The sequence below is a fragment of the Geobacillus sp. FSL W8-0026 genome (assembly GCF_037966255.1).
Lineage (GTDB): Bacteria > Bacillota > Bacilli > Bacillales > Anoxybacillaceae > Geobacillus > Geobacillus icigianus.
This window is the reverse complement of the sequence record NZ_CP150194.1, coordinates 2,444,724-2,463,341: the sequence shown is the minus strand read 5'-3', so window position 1 is coordinate 2,463,341 and position 18,618 is coordinate 2,444,724. Positions and strand designations below refer to the sequence as shown.

The following is an 18,618-nucleotide window of genomic DNA, read 5'->3' as shown; positions in this document are numbered from 1 at the left end:
GATCGGGCAAGGGGCGGCCGATGCGATGACACGTCGGGTTGGCTGTGCCCCTTTTTCCGCTGTCCGCATCGTTCGGCAGACGATTTCGATGGGAAAGGAATGGACCAACATGAAGCTGCTGACATTATTGTCCCGTTTGCCTAGTTTTTGGACGCATTGCGGGGGAAACCCGGATATCGTTGCGCTCGAAATGGATTCGCGCCGCGTCCAGCCTGGCTCTCTCTTTTTTTGCCTGAAGGGATTTACGGTTGACGGCCACGATTTTGCCGCTGAGGCGGCGGCGCGCGGCGCGGCGGCTATGGTCGCTGAGCGGCCGCTTCCGGTTGACGTTCCGGTCGTGGTCGTGCCGGATAGCCGGCGGGCGATGGCCATATTGGCGGATGCGTTTTATGGACAGCCGACCCATCGCCTTCATTTGGTGGGCGTGACGGGCACAAACGGCAAAACGACGACGACTTCGATCATTGAACAGATTGCCAGATACAACGGCAAAAAGACGGGGCTGATCGGCACGGTGCAGATCAAAATCGGCGACCGCTCTTATCCGTCGGTGAATACGACGCCGGAGTCGCTTATGCTGCAGCGCACGTTCAAACAAATGGTGGATGAAGGGGTCGAGTTCGCCGCGATGGAAGTATCGTCGCACGCGCTGCACCAAGGACGGGTGCACGGCTGCGACTATGATGTGGCCGTCTTTACGAATTTGACGCAAGACCATCTCGATTATCATGGGACGATGGAAGAGTATCGAAATGCCAAAGGGCTGTTGTTTGCCCAGCTCGGCAACCGCTATGACGAACAGCGCCCCAAATTTGCCGTTTTGAATCATGACGATCCGGTTTCGCAATATTATAAACATATGACGGCAGCGCCGATCATCACTTACGGGATAAACGAAAAAAGCGATGTGACGGCGGAAGACATTCGCATGACCCCAAGCGGAATGGTGTTTCGGCTTTGCACGCCGCATGGGGCGGCCGCGGTCGAAACGAAGCTCGTCGGGGCGTTCAATGTATATAATATTCTTGCCGCCGCTTCCGCTTGCCTCGCTTCCGGTTTTCCGCTGGAAGCGATCGCCGCTGCGCTCGCTGCTGTCGAGCCGGTACCGGGACGCTTTGAAACGGTTGATGAAGGGCAACCCTTTACGGTCATCGTCGATTACGCCCATACGCCGGACAGTCTAGAAAACGCCTTGAAAACGGTGCGCCAGTTTGCGAAGCGGAACGTCTATGTCGTCATCGGCTGCGGCGGTGATCGTGACCGGTCGAAGCGGCCGCTGATGGCGCGGGCGGCGGTGCAATTCGCCGATCTAGCCATTTTCACTTCCGACAATCCGCGTTCGGAAGACCCGAAGCAAATTTTGCGCGACATGGAAGCGGGAGTCGAGCCTAGCATGGGAGCGTATGTGACGATCTCCGACCGGAAAGAGGCGATTCGCTATGCGGTGCACAACGCCCAGGAAGGGGACGTTGTCCTGATCGCCGGCAAAGGGCATGAAACGTACCAAATCATCGGCGATGACGTGATTGAGTTTGACGATCGCGCCGTCGCCCGAATGGCGCTGAAGGAGAGAGGATGACGATGATCGCGTATACGATGGTGAAATCGGTGGCAACGGAGGCACGCGGAATTGCCGATGAAACGATTCGCTTCCATGCCGTATTTGTCGATCCGACAAGACGAGTGAAAAAAGGATTGTTTGTGCCGCTCGAAAACGGGGCGGAAACGTTGAAACTGGCGATTGAACATGGCGCGATCGGCGCGTTTTGGCGGCTTGGCGACCCGCTGCCGCGCTACATTCCGAACCAGTTTCCGCTCTTTTTCGTCCCATCGCCGCTGGAAGCGGCGGCCGCCCTGTTTGCGCGCTATGTGGAGCAGTCCGGCGCCGCCGGGGAAGCGGAGTTTTTCTTCACCCTTCCCGATGGCGCCTCAGTGGATGAGGACGTTCGCCGCCGGCTCGCCGACTTGCAGAAGCGGTGGCTGAACGTGCGGCCGGCTAAAGGATGTGAAGACGTATGCGAGAGCCAATGATCATCATGGCCATGGCGGTTTCCTTTTTCGTCACCGTCATTTTGTCGCCGCTCGTAATCCCGTTTTTGCGCCGGTTGAAGTTTGGACAAAGCATTCGCGAAGAAGGGCCGAAGTCGCATCAAAAAAAATCAGGTACCCCAACGATGGGGGGAATCATGATTTTGGCGGCGATTGCGGTGACGACCGTATGGGTGGCGCCCCATTTCACCTCCGTATCCACAGGGACGTACTTATTGTTGTTCGTCACCATCGGCTATGGGGCGCTCGGTTTGCTCGATGATTTGATCAAAGTGGTGATGAAGCGGAACCTTGGCTTGACGAGCCGGCAAAAATTTATCGGCCAGCTCGTCATTGCGGCGGTCTTTTTTGCCGTTTACCGTCAAAGCGGATTTTCCACCGCGCTACATATTCCTGGCACCGATCGGTCGGTCGAGCTAGGTGTGGCTTATGGGGTGCTGCTGTTGTTCATGCTTGTCGGCAGCTCCAACGCCGTCAATTTGACGGACGGGCTTGACGGACTGCTCGCAGGGACGGCGGCGATCGCTTTCGGAGCTTACGCGGTGCTGGCTTGGAATCAGGGGCAGTACGACATCGCTGTCTTTTGCGTGGCCGTTGTCGGGGCGGTGCTCGGCTTTTTGGTGTTTAATGCCCATCCCGCGAAAGTGTTCATGGGCGATACCGGTTCGCTGGCGCTTGGCGGCGCGATTGCGGCCGTTGCCGCTTTGACGAAACTGGAGCTATTGCTTGTCGTCATCGGCGGGGTGTTTGTCATTGAGACGCTGTCGGTCATCATTCAAGTCGCTTCGTTCAAAATGACCGGCAAGCGCGTGTTCCGCATGAGCCCGCTTCATCACCATTATGAGCTTGTCGGTTGGTCGGAATGGCGCATTGTCGTCACATTTTGGACGGTCGGGCTGTTATTCGCCATGTTAGGAATTTATATCGAGGTGTGGATGTAATTGAAACCGACTCTGTCTTATCAACATCGTCGTGTGCTGGTCATTGGATTAGCGAAAAGCGGAGTGGCGGCGGCGCGGCTGCTTGTGGAGCTGGGCGCCGATGTGGTTGTCAATGACCAAAAGTCGCTTTCCGAAAATGCCGAGGCTCAAAAGTTGAAAGAGCTTGGCGTCCGCGTCGTTTGCGGCGGACACCCGCTCGAGCTGCTCGATGAGCCGTTTGATCTTGTCGTGAAAAACCCGGGCATTCCGTACACGAACCCGATGGTGAAACGGGCGTTGGAAAAAGGGCTGCCGGTTGTCACCGAAGTGGAGCTTGCCTACCACATTTCCGAAGGGCCGTTGATCGGCATCACCGGCTCGAATGGAAAAACGACGACGACGACGCTCATTTATGAAATGTTAAAAGCGGACGGAAAAGATCCGCTGCTTGCTGGCAACATCGGCCTTGTCGCCTGTGAAGTGGCGAGAGAGGCAAAGCCGGGACAATGGCTCGTCACCGAGCTGTCTTCGTTTCAGCTCGCCGGCATTGATCAGTTCCGGCCGGCCATTGCGGTATTGCTCAACATTTTTGACGCGCATTTGGATTATCATGGAACGAAAGAGGCGTACGTGGCGGCGAAGGCCAACATTTTCCGCAACCAGACGAAGCGCGATTACGCCGTCGTCAATGCCGATGATCCGATTGTGATGGCCGCCGCTTCGTCGATTCGAGCGCAAAAAGTGCTGTTTTCGGCGACGAAACCTCTCGGCGAAGGAGCGTACGTTCAAGACGGCGCCGTCTATTGGAATGGCGAGCCCGTCATTCCAATCGCCGACATCGTCCTTCCAGGTCAGCACAATTTGGAGAATATCACCGCGGCGGTGGCGGCCGCCAAGTTGGCCGGCGCCAGCCATGAGGCGATCCGCCGGGTGCTGGCGACGTTTTCCGGCGTGAAACATCGGCTTCAGTATGTGGCGGAAATTGACGGCCGGCGATTTTTCAATGACTCGAAAGCGACGAATATCTTGGCGACGCAAAAGGCGCTCTCGGCGTTCGCTGGCGAGCCGGTCATTTTGCTCGCTGGCGGGCTTGACCGCGGCAATGAGTTTGATGATCTTCTTCCGTATTTGCAACGGGTGAAGGCCGTTGTATTGTTCGGCCAGACGGCGGCCAAAATCGGTCGCATCGCCCAACAAGCGGGAATAGAAACGATCCGATATGTCGATAATGTGGAAAAAGCCGTCCCGATTGCTTTCGAGCTTTCCGAACCGGGCGACGTCATTTTGCTCTCTCCGGCCTGCGCCAGCTGGGATCAATACAAAACTTTCGAGGAGAGAGGGGACATTTTTATCAACGCCGTGCATAAGTTGAAATAGAGGGAAAGGGACAGCCCTTTCCCTCTAGTTTACAAAAATAGAGGTGTTGGGCATTGCCGCGGAAAAGGTCTGCGCCGGATATTTTGCTCATTCTTTTAACGTTTTCGCTTCTGGCCATCGGGCTGATCATGGTGTACAGCGCGAGCGCCATTTGGGCGGAATACAAGTTCAATGATTCGTTTTTCTTTGCCAAGCGCCAGCTGTTGTTCGCAGGTATTGGCGTCATCGCGATGTTTTTTGTCATGAACATCGATTATTGGGTATGGCGCGACTGGTCGAAAGTGCTGCTTGGCGTTTGTTTTGTGCTGCTCGTTTTGGTGCTCATTCCCGGCATCGGCATGGTGCGGAACGGATCGCGCAGCTGGATCGGCGTCGGGGCGTTTTCCATTCAGCCGTCTGAGTTTACGAAGCTCGCCATGATCGCCTTTTTGGCCAAATATTTATCGGAAAACCAAAAAAAGATTCCTTCGTTCAAACAGGGACTGCTGCCGGCGCTGTTGCTCGTGTTTGCCGCGTTCGGCATGATTATGCTGCAGCCGGACTTAGGGACGGGAACGGTCATGGTCGGCACTTGTGTGACGATGATTTTCGTCGCCGGCGCCCGCCTCAGCCATTTTGCCGGGCTTGGCATCTTGGGGCTCGCCGGGTTTGCCGCCCTTGTTTTATCCGCGCCGTACCGGATCAAACGAATTACGTCCTTTTTAAACCCGTGGGAGGACCCGCTCGGAAGCGGGTTTCAGATCATTCAGTCGCTGTATGCCATCGGGCCGGGCGGTTTGTTTGGCCTCGGGCTCGGGCAAAGCCGGCAAAAGTTTTTTTACTTGCCGGAGCCGCAAACGGATTTTATTTTCGCCATTTTGGCGGAGGAGCTCGGTTTTATCGGCGGCTCGCTCGTCCTATTGCTTTTTGCCCTTCTCCTCTGGCGCGGGGTGCGCATCGCTCTTGGCGCGCCCGATTTGTACGGCAGCTTTTTGGCGCTTGGCATCATTTCGATGATCGCCATTCAAGTGATGATCAACATTGGCGTTGTGACCGGATTAATGCCCGTCACTGGCATCACCCTTCCGTTTTTGAGCTACGGCGGATCATCGCTGACGCTCATGCTTATGGCCATCGGCGTGCTGCTGAACATCAGCCGGCATGCCCGCTATTAGGCAGGCGGCGAAGATCCGCCGCCTTTTTTGTTCGTCCGCGCGTCGAACAGTGCCGGCAAATGCGGCAAAAACAGGCTCTCGCTCGCTTTTTGTTTGTGATATAATGAAAACAAATGCAAAAAAACGGCATCGGCCTCATGGGGTGGGCCAACAGACCAACGGCGGAAAGCAGGGCGTTGGAGAAAGAAAGCGGGGAATGCGATGGAAAAAGGAAAGGTCGTCGTCCTAGAGGATCGCGTGCCAAAGTTGAAAAAGCGGCGTCGTCAAAAAGCGAACCGCCGGCTGATTGCGTATTTGTTCTTCTTTTTTCTGGCCATCTTGTGCGTTCTTTATTTTCAATCGCCGTTTAGCGCGGTCAGGCACATTGAAGTGAGCGGCAACCGCCATTTGTCAGATGAGCGCATCATCAGCCTAAGCGGTGTGACGAAGCGGACAAGCTTTTGGAAAGTGAAGGAACAACAGGTGGAAGCGAACATCGCCCGCCATCCGGAAGTGAAAGAGGTAACGGTCAAAAAGCGGCTGCCGCATACGCTTGTCATTCATGTCCGCGAATGGCGGCGGATCGCCTATGTATACGATCAGCAAACGTTTTTTCCCCTGCTCGAAAACGGGCGGCTGCTGAAGAAGGAAGGCGTCAAAACGGCGCCGACCGATGCGCCTGTTTTGGTCGGCTGGAAAAACGGCGACGCCATTGCCGAGATGACGGGACAACTTGCCGAACTGCCGGCCGCCGTGCTTGGCGCCATGTCGGAAATTCATTACAAGCCGACGAAGGAGTATGAAGACCGCGTCATCGTCTATATGAACGATGGCTATGAGGTGAGCGCGACGATTCGGCGCTTTGCCGACAAGCTGGCGCATTATCCGGCGATTGTCGCCGCGCTGGACCGAAATGTCAAAGGAGTTATTCATTTGGAAGTCGGCAGCTACTTTGTTCCTTACGATCCGCCGAAAAAGGAGGATGACGATGAAGCGCCAAGCTCGTAGCCGCATCCTTCTGACGATCATTTGCTTTATTTTCGGTGCCATGCTCGGGTTTTCGTATCAGCACGCCAGCAAAGAAGCGTCCCACCGCGGATGGAAGGACGGCGAGTGGAACAAAGAGTATGAATATCGTTCGGCGCTTCTTTCTTTGCAAAAGGAAAACCGATCGCTCAAGCAACAGCTTGTTCAAAAACAAGAGGAGCTGGCCGCATGGGAGAAAAAGCTTTCCGAGAAGCAGGAAAGCGAAGCCGGGTTGGCAGAGGAAGCGAAACAGCTGCGCATGTATATCGGAAAAGCGAGGGTGAAAGGGAAAGGCGTTGCAGTCACGCTTTCCGATTCCTCTTATATCCCCTCTGAAGCGAGCGCTACCGATTACATCGTTCACGAACAGCACGTCTGGAGCGTTGTTCATGAGCTGCTCATCTCCGGCGCTGAAGCCGTTGCCATTAACGGGCAGCGCATTTCCCATCGTTCGTACATCGTTTGCAACGGCCCCGTCATTGAAGTGGATGGGACGCCGCATGCGGCCCCGTTTGTCATTTCGGCGATCGGCAATCCGGATGTGCTCGCCTCCGCGCTCGGACTCCCTGGCGGCGTTGTCGATCAGCTCGTTGAAGACCATGTCGATGTGAAGGTGGAAAAGCAAGAGGCGATCGTTCTTGATCCGATTTTTGCGCCCAAGCCATAAGGAAGGGTGGTGAAGCGCATTGCACCCAAAAAGACAGCTGTATTTTGCCGGAGTCGCCGCCGTGTTTGGCATGATGATCGCGGTGGGGCTGCGCACGACGCTGCCTGCAGAAGGACGCGACACGCGCGACATTTGGCAGCTGCGCGCTGATTTGACGAAAGAGCAGAAACTAGAACAGCAGCTGCTTGACGAGCTTGAAAAGTATGAGGAGCGGCTGCGCTACTATCGACAAAAAGAAGCGACAGGCGGGGCAGAGGCGCTCGAGACGACCGTCGCCGAACTTCGCGAAGCGGCCGGGCTGACGGAAGCAAAAGGCCCCGGTGTTGTGCTGACGATCGCGCCGCTTGCCGGCTATGTTGGGCCGGTCGCGGCAACCGTGTCGCCGGAGCTGCTGCAACGGCTGGTCAACGAGTTGAATAAGTACGGAGCGAAAGAAATCGAAATCGGTGGGGAGCGGCTGACGAATGGGACGGCGATTCGCGACGTCAACGGCATCACCAAAGTCGGGCTCCGCCCCGTGGGGCTGCCCACCACCGTCAAAGTGATGGCCGATGATGTCGATAAGCTGTACAGCGGATTGTCTGTTTCCCCGATTCGCGATGACTTTGCCGTTGAAAATCTGGACTTGGCGATCTCTCCCCCTCAACCAACCGTTGTCCTTCCGCCTGCTTCCGCGCGGCCAAATGTCAAGTATATGGAAACGGTCAACGCCGGCAAGGAGGGGAAATAGGATGTGGCTGCCGCTTCTTGGCTTGCTGCTTGGGTTTGCCATCGGCGTTCTTGCCGGCTGGGAAGTTCCCGATGCCTATTCCAGTTATTTATCGATTGCCATTTTGGCTGCCTTTGATACATTAATAGGAGGGTGGCGCGCCCATTTGCAGCAAACGTATGACGAAATGGTATTTATAACGGGATTTTTTTTCAACATTGTTCTTGCTGCAACTTTAACTTTTCTTGGGGTGCATCTTGGTGTAGACTTGTACTTAGCAGCCGTGTTTGCTTTCGGCGTTCGCCTTTTTCAGAACATGGCCATCATCCGCCGCCTTTGGCTTGCCGAGTGGGCGAAGCGGCGGCAAAATCGTGAAAAAAGTTAAGCGAACGACAGGGAAAGTCTTTTCGCGTGTTGAATTATTTATGAAAGAAAACGAGCAAACGAAACAACCGTTCATAGATGAAAAGAGTGGGGAAATTTCAGCCGAAAAAGGAGGTGTCGCTGCTTACTGAAACGCCGGCCGGCACCGGCGCGTTTTTAGTAGGCAGATGCCAAAAGATGAGCAGCAATGAGATCGTCGTGAGCTTAGATGTGGGAACATCGAGCGTCAAAGTCATCATCGGAGAAATGCTAGGAAGCTCCATCAATATTATGGGAATTGGCAATGTCAAATCAGAAGGGCTGAAAAAAGGTGCGATTGTTGATATAGATAAAACGGTGCATTCCATCAAGCGCGCGGTCGAACAAGCGGAACGGATGGTCGGATTGTCGATTCGCCGCGTTATCGTCGGGGTGGCAGGAAGCCATATTCAGCTTCATGATTGCCATGGCATCGTGGCGGTGGCAAGCGAAAACCGTGAAATCAGCGATGAAGATGTCGCGCGCGTCATCGATGCGGCTCAAGTCGTCTCGATTCCCCCCGATCGGGAGATTATTGGCGTCGTTCCGCGCCAGTTTATCGTCGATGGACTGGACGGTATTCATGACCCGCGCGGCATGCTCGGCGTCCGTCTGGAAATGGAAGGGACTATGATCACTGGCGCGAAGACCGTGTTACATAATCTTCTTCGCTGCGTGGAGCGAGCCGGCTTGGAGATCAGCGACATTTGCCTTCAGCCGCTAGCCGCCGGCTCGCTTGCGCTGTCCGATGACGAGCGGCATTTGGGAGCGGCGTTGGTCGATCTTGGGGGCGGCTCGACAACGGTAGCCGTCTTTGAACAAGGGGCGCTTCAAGCCGTTTCCTCGCTGCCGGTCGGCGGCGAGCATATTACGAAAGATTTGGCGATCGGGTTGCGAACGACAACGGATGACGCGGAAAAAATCAAACTGAAGCACGGGCATGCGTGCTACGATTACGCTTCTGAAGAGGAAGTGTTCAGCGTCCCGATCATGGGCACGGATCAGCACCAACAGTTCAGTCAGCTCGAGATTGCTGACATTATTGAAGCGCGAGCGGAAGAAATGCTGCAAATGGTCCAGCAGGAAGTGCGCCGGCTCGGGTTTCGCGATCTTCCCGGCGGCTATGTGCTGACCGGCGGCGTGGCCAATCTGCCGGGGCTGCTTGAATTGGCCCATATGGTGCTCGGGACAAGCGTTCGCGTTGCCATGCCAGACTATATCGGCGTGCGTGACCCGCAATATACGGTTGGCGTCGGGCTGCTCAAGTTCGCCTATCGGCAGGCGCAGCTGCAAGGGAAAGCGGTCCCGGCCGCTGCTGCCGCGGAGCCGGCGGACCGCCCCGCGCCGAAACAGCAGATGAAGCCCAAAAAGAAAGAGGACCATTTCGGAAGGAAAGTCAAACGATTTTTCGGTTCTTTCTTCGAATAGAGATTGAAATGTAGGAGGATTCGGCAATGTTGGAGTTTGAGACAACGGTTGATCAGTTGGCAACGATCAAGGTGATTGGGGTCGGGGGCGGCGGCAACAACGCCGTGAATCGAATGATTGAGCACGGGGTGCAAGGTGTCGAATTTATCGCAGTCAATACCGATGCGCAGGCGCTCAACTTGTCAAAAGCGCCGATCAAGCTGCAAATCGGGGCAAAGCTGACACGCGGCTTAGGTGCGGGGGCGAACCCGGAAGTGGGAAAAAAAGCGGCTGAGGAGAGCAAGGAGCAAATCGAAGAGGCGCTGCGCGGCGCCGACATGGTGTTTGTCACCGCCGGCATGGGCGGCGGCACGGGAACGGGAGCAGCGCCGGTCATCGCCCAAATCGCCCGTGAATTAGGGGCGCTGACGGTCGGTGTCGTGACCCGTCCGTTCACCTTTGAAGGGCGGAAACGCGCAACTCAAGCGGCCAGCGGCATCGCCGCCATGAAGGAAGCGGTCGACACGCTCATCGTCATCCCTAACGATCGGCTGCTCGAAATTGTGGACAAAAACACGCCGATGCTCGAGGCGTTCCGCGAAGCGGACAACGTATTGCGCCAAGGGGTGCAAGGCATATCCGACTTGATCGCCGTGCCGGGGCTCATCAACCTTGACTTCGCCGATGTGAAAACGATCATGTCCAATAAAGGCTCGGCATTGATGGGGATTGGCATCGCCAGCGGGGAAAACCGGGCGGCGGAGGCGGCGAAAAAGGCCATCTCCAGCCCGTTGCTCGAAACGTCCATCGATGGCGCGCAAGGGGTGCTCATGAACATCACCGGCGGGATGAACTTGAGTTTGTATGAGGTGCAGGAAGCGGCCGATATCGTCGCTTCGGCGGCCGATCAGGAAGTGAACATGATCTTCGGTTCCGTGATTAACGAGAACTTAAAGGATGAAATCATCGTGACGGTCATCGCGACCGGATTCAACGAAAACGTCGCTTCGCAGTCGCGTCCGCCGCGCATCGGCACGGCAACGAAGGCCGCGCCAGCACCGAAACGGGAAAAGCGCGACGAACCGGCGCAAGATTACGCGGCGCTCCGTTCGGGGCAAGCGGAAGACCCGCTCGATATTCCCGCCTTCTTGCGAAACCGCAACCGTCGCCGCTAGCAGCGGCCGCAGATAGTAGCAGCTGCGGACGGCAACGGACGACAGCAACCGCCTATAGCGATGAAAGAGAGGCTGACCCAAAAGGTTATCTCTCTTCAAGATTGGCGCAACGTATCGTGCGGCAGAAGCAGTCAGCCCGTATATATAGCAACGAAAGAGGGTGTCTCGATCCTTTCGGGACACCCTCGTTTTTTTTGCTTAGGTGTTGACGTGTGCTTGCCGCCTCTTGGCATCGGTGGGGAACGGACCGCAAGGGGGCGTGCGGCGGGCGCTTCTTTTCATTTGGCTGCCGCTTGTTTTAGCAAACACGGTCAGGCGGCCGCGCTCTTGGGTTTTTCGGCTTCTCTTTTCGTTCCCCTTGGCATGATGCGACACGAAACGAAACGGCTCCTTGGCGCTTGCCGTTGATCTGCCGCGATTCCCTTCGCTTTGACAAAACATCCTTTTTTTCACGGCCACCGATTGACAGACTTCCTGCTGGCAGGTGCTATATACTTGTTTCAGACAAAGCCGCTGGGGGCGGGGGAGGGCTTTTGTTTTGGTCGTCTATCTCGATGTCATTTGGCTGCTAAACGTTTGCTTTGACGCGCTGCTTCTGTGGCTGACGGCGCTTATGCTCAAGCGGCCGATCGTCTGGTGGCGATTGTTGGCCGGAGCGCTCATCGGCTCCATGCTCGTGGTGCTGTTATTCACCCCTGCTGCCGCCATCGCCCAACATCCGCTGAGCAAAATCGGCGTGTCGGTGCTGATTGTGCTCGCCGCTTTCGGTTTTAAGCGGCCGCGTTATTTGCTTGAAAACATGCTAGCGTTTTATTTTGCTACCTTCGCTGTCGGCGGCGGCATGCTGGCGGTCCATTACTTTTTCGCCCAGCATTGGTCGGTTCGGCAAGGGCTTCTTTTCATGCGCCAGCCCGGAGCGGGCGACCCGATCAGCTGGCTGTTTGTGATCGTCGGGTTTCCAGTTTTATGGCTGTTTTCGCGCCGCCGTGTGGAAGCGATTCGCGAAAAAAAACTTCGGTTTGAGCATATCATCGACGTCACCGTCATCTGGGACGGGCGAACGCTCGCGCTCCGCGGCTTGATCGACAGCGGAAATCAGCTCGTCGATCCCCTGACGAAAACGCCGGTGATGGTGGTGGAGCGGGAAAAAGCGAAAGGGGTGCTGCCGGAAGACTTGCTCGTTTGCCTCGGCAGCCATGCGTCCTTAGACGCTCTTCCAGAACGATGGATGGACCGTCTTCGCCTCATCCCGTATCGCTCCGTTGGCAGCGGCCCGCAATGGATGATGGCCATTAAGCCGGATGGCGTAATGCTGCGGTATGAAAACGAGTGGCTGGAGGTGGCGCACGGGCTCGTCGCGCTCAGCACGGAACCGTTGTCAGCCGATGGGGAGTATGACTGCATCGTCCATCCGAAAATGGTGCAGACGGGAAGGAACGTAACGGCTTCGTAGGCGCTTCTTGGCCTGCCGGAGCGGTAGGCCGTGCTTAATGGGAAAAAACAGTCGGTTTCGTAGCTCGTTACTATATCATACTCGCTTTTGATGCGTTTAGAAGGGGGATTTTCATGAAAAGATGGAAATTTCGTTTCATGTACTGGCTGTATAAGCTGCTGGCGAAAATCGGCCTGAAGGCGGATGAAATTTATTATATCGGCGGCAGTGAGGCGCTTCCCCCGCCGCTGACAAAAGAGGAGGAAGAGCAGCTGATCGCGCGGCTTGCCGCTGGCGATGAGACGGCCAGATCGCTGCTTATTGAGCGCAACTTGCGCCTCGTCGTTTACATCGCGCGCAAGTTTGAGAACACCGGCATTCACATTGAAGATTTGATCAGCATCGGAACGATCGGCCTCATCAAAGCGGTCAACACGTTCAACCCGGAGAAAAAGATCAAGCTGGCCACATACGCCTCCCGCTGCATTGAAAACGAAATTTTAATGTATTTGCGCCGCAACAATAAAGTGCGGGCCGAAGTATCGTTTGATGAGCCGTTGAATATCGATTGGGACGGCAATGAACTGCTGCTGTCCGATGTGCTTGGCACAGAAGACGACGTCATTACGAAAGACTTGGAAGCGGACGTCGACCGGCGCCTGCTGCTCAACGCCTTGCGCCAGCTGAGCGATCGTGAGAAGCAAATTATGGAGCTGCGTTTTGGCCTGTCAGGCGGTGAAGAAAAAACGCAAAAAGATGTCGCTGATTTGCTCGGCATCTCGCAATCGTACATATCGCGGTTGGAGAAGCGGATCATTAAGCGGTTGCGCAAAGAATTTAATAAAATGATGTAGACAGGCGGCGGGGCGAGGCTTCGCCGCTTTTTCCATGTTGGACAGGCTGTGCATATTTTTCCCTCCCGAGGAGATACTGAAAACTGACGACTTAGCATCTCCTGATGGGAGGGAACAACTTGACAAGGAACAAAGTCGAGATTTGCGGCGTAGATACTTCGAAGCTTCCCGTCCTCAAAAACGAGGAAATGCGTGAACTGTTTCGGCGGATGCACGAAGGGGATTTAGAAGCGAGGGAAAAACTAGTCAACGGCAATTTACGCCTCGTGTTGAGCGTCATTCAGCGCTTCAACAACCGCGGCGAGTTTGTAGATGATTTATTCCAAGTCGGCTGCATCGGACTTATGAAATCGATCGATAATTTTGACCTCAATCAAAACGTGAAATTTTCCACCTATGCGGTTCCCATGATTATTGGCGAGATTCGCCGCTATTTGCGCGACAACAACCCGATCCGCGTCTCCCGCTCGCTGCGCGACATCGCCTACAAAGCGTTGCAAGTGCGGGAGCGGCTCATGAGCGAGACGGCGAAAGAGCCTTCGACAGAAGAGATCGCGAAAGAGCTTGGCGTTGCCCATGAAGAAGTCGTTTTCGCCCTTGATGCCATTCAAGATCCGGTTTCATTGTTTGAGCCGATTTACAATGATGGCGGCGACCCGATTTACGTGATGGATCAGCTGAGCGACGAGCGCCACCGTGACAGCCAATGGATTGAAGAGATCGCCCTCAAGGAAGGGTTGCGGCGGCTGAATGAGCGGGAAAAAATGATCATTCGGAAACGGTTTTTCCAAGGAAAAACGCAAATGGAAGTAGCCGAGGAAATCGGTATTTCCCAAGCGCAAGTGTCAAGGCTAGAAAAAGCGGCGATCCGGCAAATGAACAAAAACATTCAAGTGTAACGGCTGCCTAGGCAGCCTTTTTTCTTTGGTACATAACCGTTCCGCGCCCGTCATATAGATGAAAGAGAGGGAAGAGGAAAGGCGGGGAAGAATCGATGATGAGAATTTCCGAGTTTCAGACGAAAGATGTCGTCAATGTGGCCAACGGAAAAAAGCTTGGCAATATTGGCGATATTGACATCGATTTAGATACGGGCAAAATTCGTTCGCTCATCATTCTAGGCGCCGGAAAAATGCTTGGGCTGTTCGGGCGCGAGGAAGCGATCGTCATTCCGTGGCAAAACATTGTCAAAATTGGTGCTGATGTCATTTTAGTTCGCCTTCACGATGCCGATGGGGGATGAACAACACGCCCGCAGGCATGGGGGACGCGTCCGCGTGCCGGCCCGTTGTCCCCGCTTCGCCCGGCGTTTTGGGGTGCAATGTTGATAGGGCGGAGGGATCGGCACTCGGCTGCCGCAGCGCTACGTTTCGCGACATCACCGGCAAGATTTCGACAAAATCACAAATAAAGGTTATCATCCGTCAACAAACTATGATAAAATAGGAAAAAAAGTGATGAAAAAACGACAAACAGGCGTGGAGTTGACGCGAATGCCGGATGTGTTTCAACACGACTCCCACGGCTGGCTCCGCTGTACGGCACCCCCGTTTGCTGGGGCGGTCGTTGGGATGACGACAAAACAAGGAGGAGAAAGCAAAGGGGCGTTTGCCTCGCTCAATATGGGGCTGCATGTCGGCGACGAGCGCGCGGCTGTCGTCAACAATCGCCGCCGCCTCGGAGAATGGCTCGCTTTTCCGCTTGAGCATTGGGTGTGTGGCGAGCAGGTGCACGGTGCCGAGATTCAGAAAGTGACCAAACACGACCGCGGAAAAGGGACCGATGATTGGGGCACCGCCATCCCGGGCGTTGACGGGTTGTACACAGCGGAGTCGGGGGTGTTGTTGGCTCTTTGTTTCGCTGATTGCGTGCCCGTTTACTTGGCGGCGCCGTCGGCGGGACTGTTCGGCCTTGTTCATGCCGGCTGGCGGGGAACGGCGCGCGGGATTGCCCCAAAGATGGTGCAGCATTGGCGGTACCAAGAACGGGTGGAGCCAGACGCCATCTATGTCGCCATTGGCCCCGCTATCGGTCCGTGCTGCTACACGGTCGATGATCGGGTGATCGCCGGTTTGCGCGCGACTCTTCCGAAGGATTGCCCGCTGCCATGGCGGGAAACAAGCCGTGGGCAATATGCCCTCGATCTCAAGGAAGCCAATCGGCTTCAGTTGCTCGCCGCCGGTGTTCCGAACAGCCAAATTTGGGTGTCCGAGCGCTGTACAAGCTGTGAGGAAACGCTGTTTTTTTCCCACCGCCGCGACCGCGGGACGACCGGAAGAATGGTGGCGTTCATCGGCCGAAGGGAGGAATGATCATGACGGTGCGCGACAACTTGGCTCTCATCCGCCGACAAGTGGAAGCGGCTTGCGCGCGCGTTGGCCGCAACCCGGCCGACGTACGCATCATCGCCGTCACGAAATATGTGGATGCGGCAAGGGCGCAAGAAGTGCTCCATGCTGGCATCGGCGACTTGGGTGAAAACCGTTCCGAGCAGCTGCTCGAGAAATACGAAGCGCTCGGCAATCGAGCGACATGGCATTTTATCGGAACGCTTCAATCGCGCAAGGTGAAAGAGGTCATCGACAAAGTCGATTACATTCATTCGCTCGATCGCCTGTCGCTCGCCAAAGAGATCGAGAAGCGGGCGGCGCGGCCGGTGAAATGTTTTGTGCAGGTGAACGTATCCGGCGAGGCGACGAAACACGGACTCGCTCCCGAGGAGACGATCCCGTTTATCGAGCAGCTTCGCTCGTTTTCCCGCATCGAGGTAGTCGGATTGATGACGATGGCGCCGCACACGGATGACGAGGCGGTGCTGCGCTCCTGCTTCCGCCGTTTGCGGGTGCTGAAGGAGCGCGTTCAGGAGTTCGGCTGGGCTCATGCGCCATGCACCGAGCTGTCGATGGGCATGTCGAACGATTACGTGATCGCGGTTGAGGAAGGAGCGACATGGATCCGCATCGGCAGCGCACTAGTTGGATCACTGTAGGAGGTGGATTCGGTGGGATTGATGAAAAAATTTCGTGATTATTTTTTAGAAGAAGATTACGAAGACTATGAAGAAGAGTACGAAGCGTCGCAGCCGGAAGAGGAAGCGCCGGCGCCGAAAACGGCGAGCAAATCGAACGTTGTCAGCTTGCAAAGCGTGCAAAAATCGGCGAAAGTCGTGCTTGTCGAGCCGCGCGTGTATGCCGAGGCGCAGGAGATTGCCGACCATTTGAAAAGCCGGCGCGCCGTCATCGTGAATTTGCAGCGCATTCAGCACGAACAGGCGAAGCGGATCGTCGACTTTTTAAGCGGCACCGTGTACGCCATTGGCGGCGACATTCAGCAAGTCGGCGCGAAAATTTTTTTATGCACGCCGGAAAATGTCGATGTCAGCGGTTCGATTTCGCTTGACAGCGAGGATGACAGACCGATGAAGAGGTGGTAGCGCTTGGATTATGTGCTTACATTTTTGACGACGTTGATTCAAGTGTATTCGTACGCCTTGATCATTTACATTTTGATGTCGTGGTTTCCGAATGCGCGCGACTCGCGGTTCGGTCAGCTGCTCGCTACTATTTGCGAGCCGTATTTAGAGCCGTTTCGACGCGTCATTCCGCCGCTTGGCATCATCGACATTTCACCGATCATCGCCTTTCTTGTCCTTGAGTTCGCCACGAGGGGGCTTTATGCCTTGTTTGACATTCTGCAAGCGCAAATTTAGGGGCGGCGTTGGCGGCTGAACCGATCGGGTTGGCGGGGAAGGGCATCGCCCGCTCGTTGCCCGGGCCGGTCTTGCGCCGGTGTTGGAAGCGGAACGGACAATATGTCTGTCTTTCGTTGAGGAAAGCAAGGTGAATTTTGATGGAATGGTATCAGCATTTTCGCCAAGAGGAGCGCCCGTTCATCGATCAAGTGCTCGAGTGGAAGGAGATGGTGAGCCGCCAATACGCTCCGAAGCTCACCGATTTTCTCGATCCGCGCGAGCAGCAGATCGTGCAAAGCCTCATCGGCAGCGGCGGGGACGTGCGCGTTTCGTTTTTTGGCGGGGCTTCGTTTGCCGAACGCAAGCGTGGGCTGCTTTATCCGCCCTATTTTGCCCCGGAGGAAAACGATTATGAGATCGCGCTTTTTGCCGTTCGTTATCCGGTGAAATTCGTCTCCCTCGGGCATCGCGATGTTCTCGGCGCGCTCATGTCGCTCGGATTGCGGCGGGGCAAATTTGGCGACGTCCTTGTTCAAGGTTCGGACATTCAATTTTTTGCCGCTGCCGAAGTCGCCGACTACGTCCGTCTGCACATCGAAGCGATCGGCAAAGCTCCGGTGGCGTTGGAGCCGCTGCCGCTTTCCGCTGTCTTGCCGGTTGAAGAACGATGGCAAGAAGGGACGGTGACCGTCTCTTCGCTTCGACTGGATGCGCTGCTTGCCCAGGCGTTCCGTCTCGCGCGCGAGAAAGCGCGGGCGCTGGTGGAAAACGGGCTTGTCAAAGTCAACTGGAAAGTGGTGGACAAGCCCGATTTTCTCTGCGGCCCAGGCGATGTATTGTCGGCGCGCGGGTTTGGCCGCTGCAAGCTAATGGCTGTGGAAGGGCCGACAAAGAAAGAGCGCTGGCTCGTGCGCATCGGTTGGCAAAAATAATCAAATGGCAGCAGGAAATCGGCAAACCTTGTCGAACAAAGAAGAAAAGGAACGATGAAGACGGAGGTGGCCGCTGTGCCGTTAACGCCATTGGATATTCACAACAAGGAATTCAGCCGTGGATTTCGCGGATATGATGAGGATGAAGTCAACGAGTTTTTGGATCAAATCATTAAAGATTACGAAATGCTCATTCGCGAGAAAAAGCAGCTCGAAGATAAAGTAGCGGAGCTGACAGAGAAGCTGAACTATTTTTCCAATATTGAGGAAACGCTAAACAAGTCGATTCTCGTCGCCCAAGAAGCGGCTGAGGAAGTCAAGCGAAACGCGCAAAAAGAGGCGAAGCTGATCATTAAAGAGGCGGAAAAAAACGCCGAGCGCATCATCAGCGATGCATTGGCGAAATCGCGGAAAATCGCCCTCGAGATCGAGGAGCTGAAGCGGCAGTCGAAAGTGTTCCGCGCCCGTTTCCGCATGTTGGTCGAGGCCCAGCTCGATATGATCAACAGCCGCGATTGGGACGAGCTGATGGAGTATGAAGCGCCGGATTGGGAAGAAGGGGCGAAAGAACCGCTGTCACAGCCTTGACGAACGGAAGGCATTTCCGCTATAATAATTGGCAAAAAATCTCGCGGCTCGTTTGATCGCCGTTGAGGCACAGCTCTTCACGTTTCTGTGAAAATGCAGGCCTGACGCGGATTTTCATCCCTGGGTGGAGGGCAGATCACTGCCCATGGATCTTTTCCGTGAAAATGCCCGCCTGACGCGAGATTTTCATCCCCGGGTGGAGGGCAAACCATTGCCCATGGAACTTTTCTGTGAAAATGCAGGCCTGACGCGGATT

23 protein-coding genes are annotated in these 18,618 nt (G+C 55.5%); 22 read left to right on the top strand and 1 reads right to left on the bottom strand.

Annotated elements, in window-relative coordinates; translation table 11 throughout:
* Window positions 1–109 precede the first annotated feature (109 nt).
* The 12 genes from NST29_RS12305 (at window position 110) to ftsZ (ending at window position 10,865) form a co-directional block, all read left to right on the top strand.
* Window positions 110–1,579 (top strand): UDP-N-acetylmuramoyl-L-alanyl-D-glutamate--2,6-diaminopimelate ligase, encoded by a 1,470-nt coding sequence (locus NST29_RS12305; RefSeq protein WP_033022322.1) that lies wholly within the window; start codon window positions 110–112, stop codon window positions 1,577–1,579.
* Window positions 1,576–2,031 carry a hypothetical protein gene (locus NST29_RS12300; RefSeq protein WP_033022203.1) on the top strand — a complete coding sequence of 152 codons (456 nt, stop codon included), beginning with the start codon at window positions 1,576–1,578 and terminating at the stop codon, window positions 2,029–2,031. The genes NST29_RS12305 and NST29_RS12300 overlap by 4 nt, the downstream gene beginning before the upstream one ends.
* Window positions 2,016–2,990 carry a phospho-N-acetylmuramoyl-pentapeptide-transferase gene (gene mraY, locus NST29_RS12295; protein ID WP_033022205.1) on the top strand — a complete coding sequence of 325 codons (975 nt, stop codon included), beginning with the start codon at window positions 2,016–2,018 and terminating at the stop codon, window positions 2,988–2,990. Before NST29_RS12300 ends, mraY begins: the two co-directional genes overlap by 16 nt.
* Window positions 2,991–4,346, top strand: coding sequence for a UDP-N-acetylmuramoyl-L-alanine--D-glutamate ligase (gene murD, locus NST29_RS12290; RefSeq protein ID WP_339232202.1), 1,356 nt, complete (start codon window positions 2,991–2,993; stop codon window positions 4,344–4,346).
* Between the two features lie 53 nt (window positions 4,347–4,399).
* Entirely contained in the window at window positions 4,400–5,500 is a 1,101-nt protein-coding gene (gene spoVE / locus NST29_RS12285) for a stage V sporulation protein E (RefSeq protein ID WP_033843484.1), read from the top strand.
* Between the two features lie 201 nt (window positions 5,501–5,701).
* Entirely contained in the window at window positions 5,702–6,487 is a 786-nt protein-coding gene (gene divIB, locus NST29_RS12280; RefSeq protein WP_033843486.1) for a cell division protein DivIB, read from the top strand.
* Complete coding sequence (locus NST29_RS12275) at window positions 6,468–7,172, top strand: DUF881 domain-containing protein (protein ID WP_033843487.1); 705 nt, start codon at window positions 6,468–6,470, stop codon at window positions 7,170–7,172. The genes divIB and NST29_RS12275 overlap by 20 nt, the downstream gene beginning before the upstream one ends.
* Window positions 7,173–7,242: 70 nt before the next feature.
* Window positions 7,243–7,902 carry a DUF881 domain-containing protein gene (locus tag NST29_RS12270; RefSeq protein WP_051962810.1) on the top strand — a complete coding sequence of 220 codons (660 nt, stop codon included), beginning with the start codon at window positions 7,243–7,245 and terminating at the stop codon, window positions 7,900–7,902.
* 1 nt (window position 7,903) lies between these two features.
* The gene (locus NST29_RS12265; protein WP_033022217.1) at window positions 7,904–8,266 is read left to right on the top strand and encodes a small basic family protein; all 363 of its coding nucleotides are present in this window, start codon (window positions 7,904–7,906) and stop codon (window positions 8,264–8,266) included.
* Window positions 8,253–8,396, top strand: a complete 144-nt coding sequence (locus NST29_RS12260; protein WP_156102707.1) for a hypothetical protein — start codon at window positions 8,253–8,255, stop codon at window positions 8,394–8,396. Before NST29_RS12265 ends, NST29_RS12260 begins: the two co-directional genes overlap by 14 nt.
* Window positions 8,397–8,442: 46 nt before the next feature.
* Window positions 8,443–9,711, top strand: coding sequence for a cell division protein FtsA (gene ftsA / locus NST29_RS12255; RefSeq protein ID WP_033022325.1), 1,269 nt, complete (start codon window positions 8,443–8,445; stop codon window positions 9,709–9,711).
* Between the two features lie 26 nt (window positions 9,712–9,737).
* Window positions 9,738–10,865 carry a cell division protein FtsZ gene (gene ftsZ, locus NST29_RS12250; RefSeq protein ID WP_033022220.1) on the top strand — a complete coding sequence of 376 codons (1,128 nt, stop codon included), beginning with the start codon at window positions 9,738–9,740 and terminating at the stop codon, window positions 10,863–10,865.
* A 198-nt stretch (window positions 10,866–11,063) separates the two neighbouring features.
* Here ftsZ and NST29_RS12245 read toward each other — a convergent pair whose 3' ends face one another.
* On the bottom strand, window positions 11,064–11,324 hold the full coding sequence (locus NST29_RS12245) for a hypothetical protein (protein WP_033022222.1): 261 nt from the start codon (window positions 11,322–11,324) through the stop codon (window positions 11,064–11,066).
* Window positions 11,325–11,403: 79 nt separating this feature from the next.
* On the opposite strand from NST29_RS12245, the gene spoIIGA reads away from it, so the two are divergent.
* From spoIIGA to NST29_RS12195, 10 genes are all read left to right on the top strand, one after another.
* Window positions 11,404–12,318: a sigma-E processing peptidase SpoIIGA gene (gene spoIIGA / locus NST29_RS12240; RefSeq protein ID WP_033022224.1), complete on the top strand. Its 915-nt coding sequence runs from the start codon at window positions 11,404–11,406 to the stop codon at window positions 12,316–12,318.
* A gap of 113 nt (window positions 12,319–12,431) precedes the next feature.
* Window positions 12,432–13,151 carry an RNA polymerase sporulation sigma factor SigE gene (gene sigE, locus NST29_RS12235; RefSeq protein WP_033022225.1) on the top strand — a complete coding sequence of 240 codons (720 nt, stop codon included), beginning with the start codon at window positions 12,432–12,434 and terminating at the stop codon, window positions 13,149–13,151.
* 119 nt (window positions 13,152–13,270) lie between these two features.
* Complete coding sequence (sigG, locus tag NST29_RS12230) at window positions 13,271–14,050, top strand: RNA polymerase sporulation sigma factor SigG (protein WP_033022326.1); 780 nt, start codon at window positions 13,271–13,273, stop codon at window positions 14,048–14,050.
* A gap of 95 nt (window positions 14,051–14,145) precedes the next feature.
* Window positions 14,146–14,394 (top strand): YlmC/YmxH family sporulation protein, encoded by a 249-nt coding sequence (locus NST29_RS12225; RefSeq protein ID WP_033022226.1) that lies wholly within the window; start codon window positions 14,146–14,148, stop codon window positions 14,392–14,394.
* A gap of 214 nt (window positions 14,395–14,608) precedes the next feature.
* Window positions 14,609–15,463, top strand: a complete 855-nt coding sequence (gene pgeF / locus NST29_RS12220) for a peptidoglycan editing factor PgeF (RefSeq protein ID WP_235598033.1) — start codon at window positions 14,609–14,611, stop codon at window positions 15,461–15,463.
* A 2-nt stretch (window positions 15,464–15,465) separates the two neighbouring features.
* Entirely contained in the window at window positions 15,466–16,140 is a 675-nt protein-coding gene (locus NST29_RS12215; protein ID WP_061912692.1) for a YggS family pyridoxal phosphate-dependent enzyme, read from the top strand.
* A gap of 12 nt (window positions 16,141–16,152) precedes the next feature.
* Window positions 16,153–16,584: a cell division protein SepF gene (locus NST29_RS12210; protein WP_061912693.1), complete on the top strand. Its 432-nt coding sequence runs from the start codon at window positions 16,153–16,155 to the stop codon at window positions 16,582–16,584.
* Between the two features lie 3 nt (window positions 16,585–16,587).
* Window positions 16,588–16,860: a YggT family protein gene (locus tag NST29_RS12205; protein ID WP_033022236.1), complete on the top strand. Its 273-nt coding sequence runs from the start codon at window positions 16,588–16,590 to the stop codon at window positions 16,858–16,860.
* A 140-nt stretch (window positions 16,861–17,000) separates the two neighbouring features.
* Window positions 17,001–17,774: an RNA-binding protein gene (locus tag NST29_RS12200; RefSeq protein ID WP_061912694.1), complete on the top strand. Its 774-nt coding sequence runs from the start codon at window positions 17,001–17,003 to the stop codon at window positions 17,772–17,774.
* Window positions 17,775–17,849: 75 nt separating this feature from the next.
* Window positions 17,850–18,362: a DivIVA domain-containing protein gene (locus tag NST29_RS12195; RefSeq protein ID WP_131385764.1), complete on the top strand. Its 513-nt coding sequence runs from the start codon at window positions 17,850–17,852 to the stop codon at window positions 18,360–18,362.
* Window positions 18,363–18,618 lie beyond the last annotated feature (256 nt).

What these genes read in the sequence shown, in the direction of transcription:
- NST29_RS12305 (WP_033022322.1), top strand. Translation starts at nt 110, where the DNA reads ATGAAGCTGCTGACATTATTGTCCCGTTTGCCTAGTTTTTGGACGCAT.
- NST29_RS12300 (WP_033022203.1), top strand. Translation starts at nt 1,576, where the DNA reads ATGACGATGATCGCGTATACGATGGTGAAATCGGTGGCAACGGAGGCA.
- mraY (WP_033022205.1), top strand. Translation starts at nt 2,016, where the DNA reads ATGCGAGAGCCAATGATCATCATGGCCATGGCGGTTTCCTTTTTCGTC.
- divIB (WP_033843486.1), top strand. Translation starts at nt 5,702, where the DNA reads ATGGAAAAAGGAAAGGTCGTCGTCCTAGAGGATCGCGTGCCAAAGTTG.
- NST29_RS12275 (WP_033843487.1), top strand. Translation starts at nt 6,468, where the DNA reads ATGAAGCGCCAAGCTCGTAGCCGCATCCTTCTGACGATCATTTGCTTT.
- NST29_RS12270 (WP_051962810.1), top strand. Translation starts at nt 7,243, where the DNA reads ATGATGATCGCGGTGGGGCTGCGCACGACGCTGCCTGCAGAAGGACGC.
- NST29_RS12265 (WP_033022217.1), top strand. Translation starts at nt 7,904, where the DNA reads ATGTGGCTGCCGCTTCTTGGCTTGCTGCTTGGGTTTGCCATCGGCGTT.
- ftsA (WP_033022325.1), top strand. Translation starts at nt 8,443, where the DNA reads ATGAGCAGCAATGAGATCGTCGTGAGCTTAGATGTGGGAACATCGAGC.
- ftsZ (WP_033022220.1), top strand. Translation starts at nt 9,738, where the DNA reads ATGTTGGAGTTTGAGACAACGGTTGATCAGTTGGCAACGATCAAGGTG.
- sigE (WP_033022225.1), top strand. Translation starts at nt 12,432, where the DNA reads ATGAAAAGATGGAAATTTCGTTTCATGTACTGGCTGTATAAGCTGCTG.
- NST29_RS12225 (WP_033022226.1), top strand. Translation starts at nt 14,146, where the DNA reads ATGATGAGAATTTCCGAGTTTCAGACGAAAGATGTCGTCAATGTGGCC.
- pgeF (WP_235598033.1), top strand. Translation starts at nt 14,609, where the DNA reads ATGAAAAAACGACAAACAGGCGTGGAGTTGACGCGAATGCCGGATGTG.
- NST29_RS12215 (WP_061912692.1), top strand. Translation starts at nt 15,466, where the DNA reads ATGACGGTGCGCGACAACTTGGCTCTCATCCGCCGACAAGTGGAAGCG.
- NST29_RS12200 (WP_061912694.1), top strand. Translation starts at nt 17,001, where the DNA reads ATGGAATGGTATCAGCATTTTCGCCAAGAGGAGCGCCCGTTCATCGAT.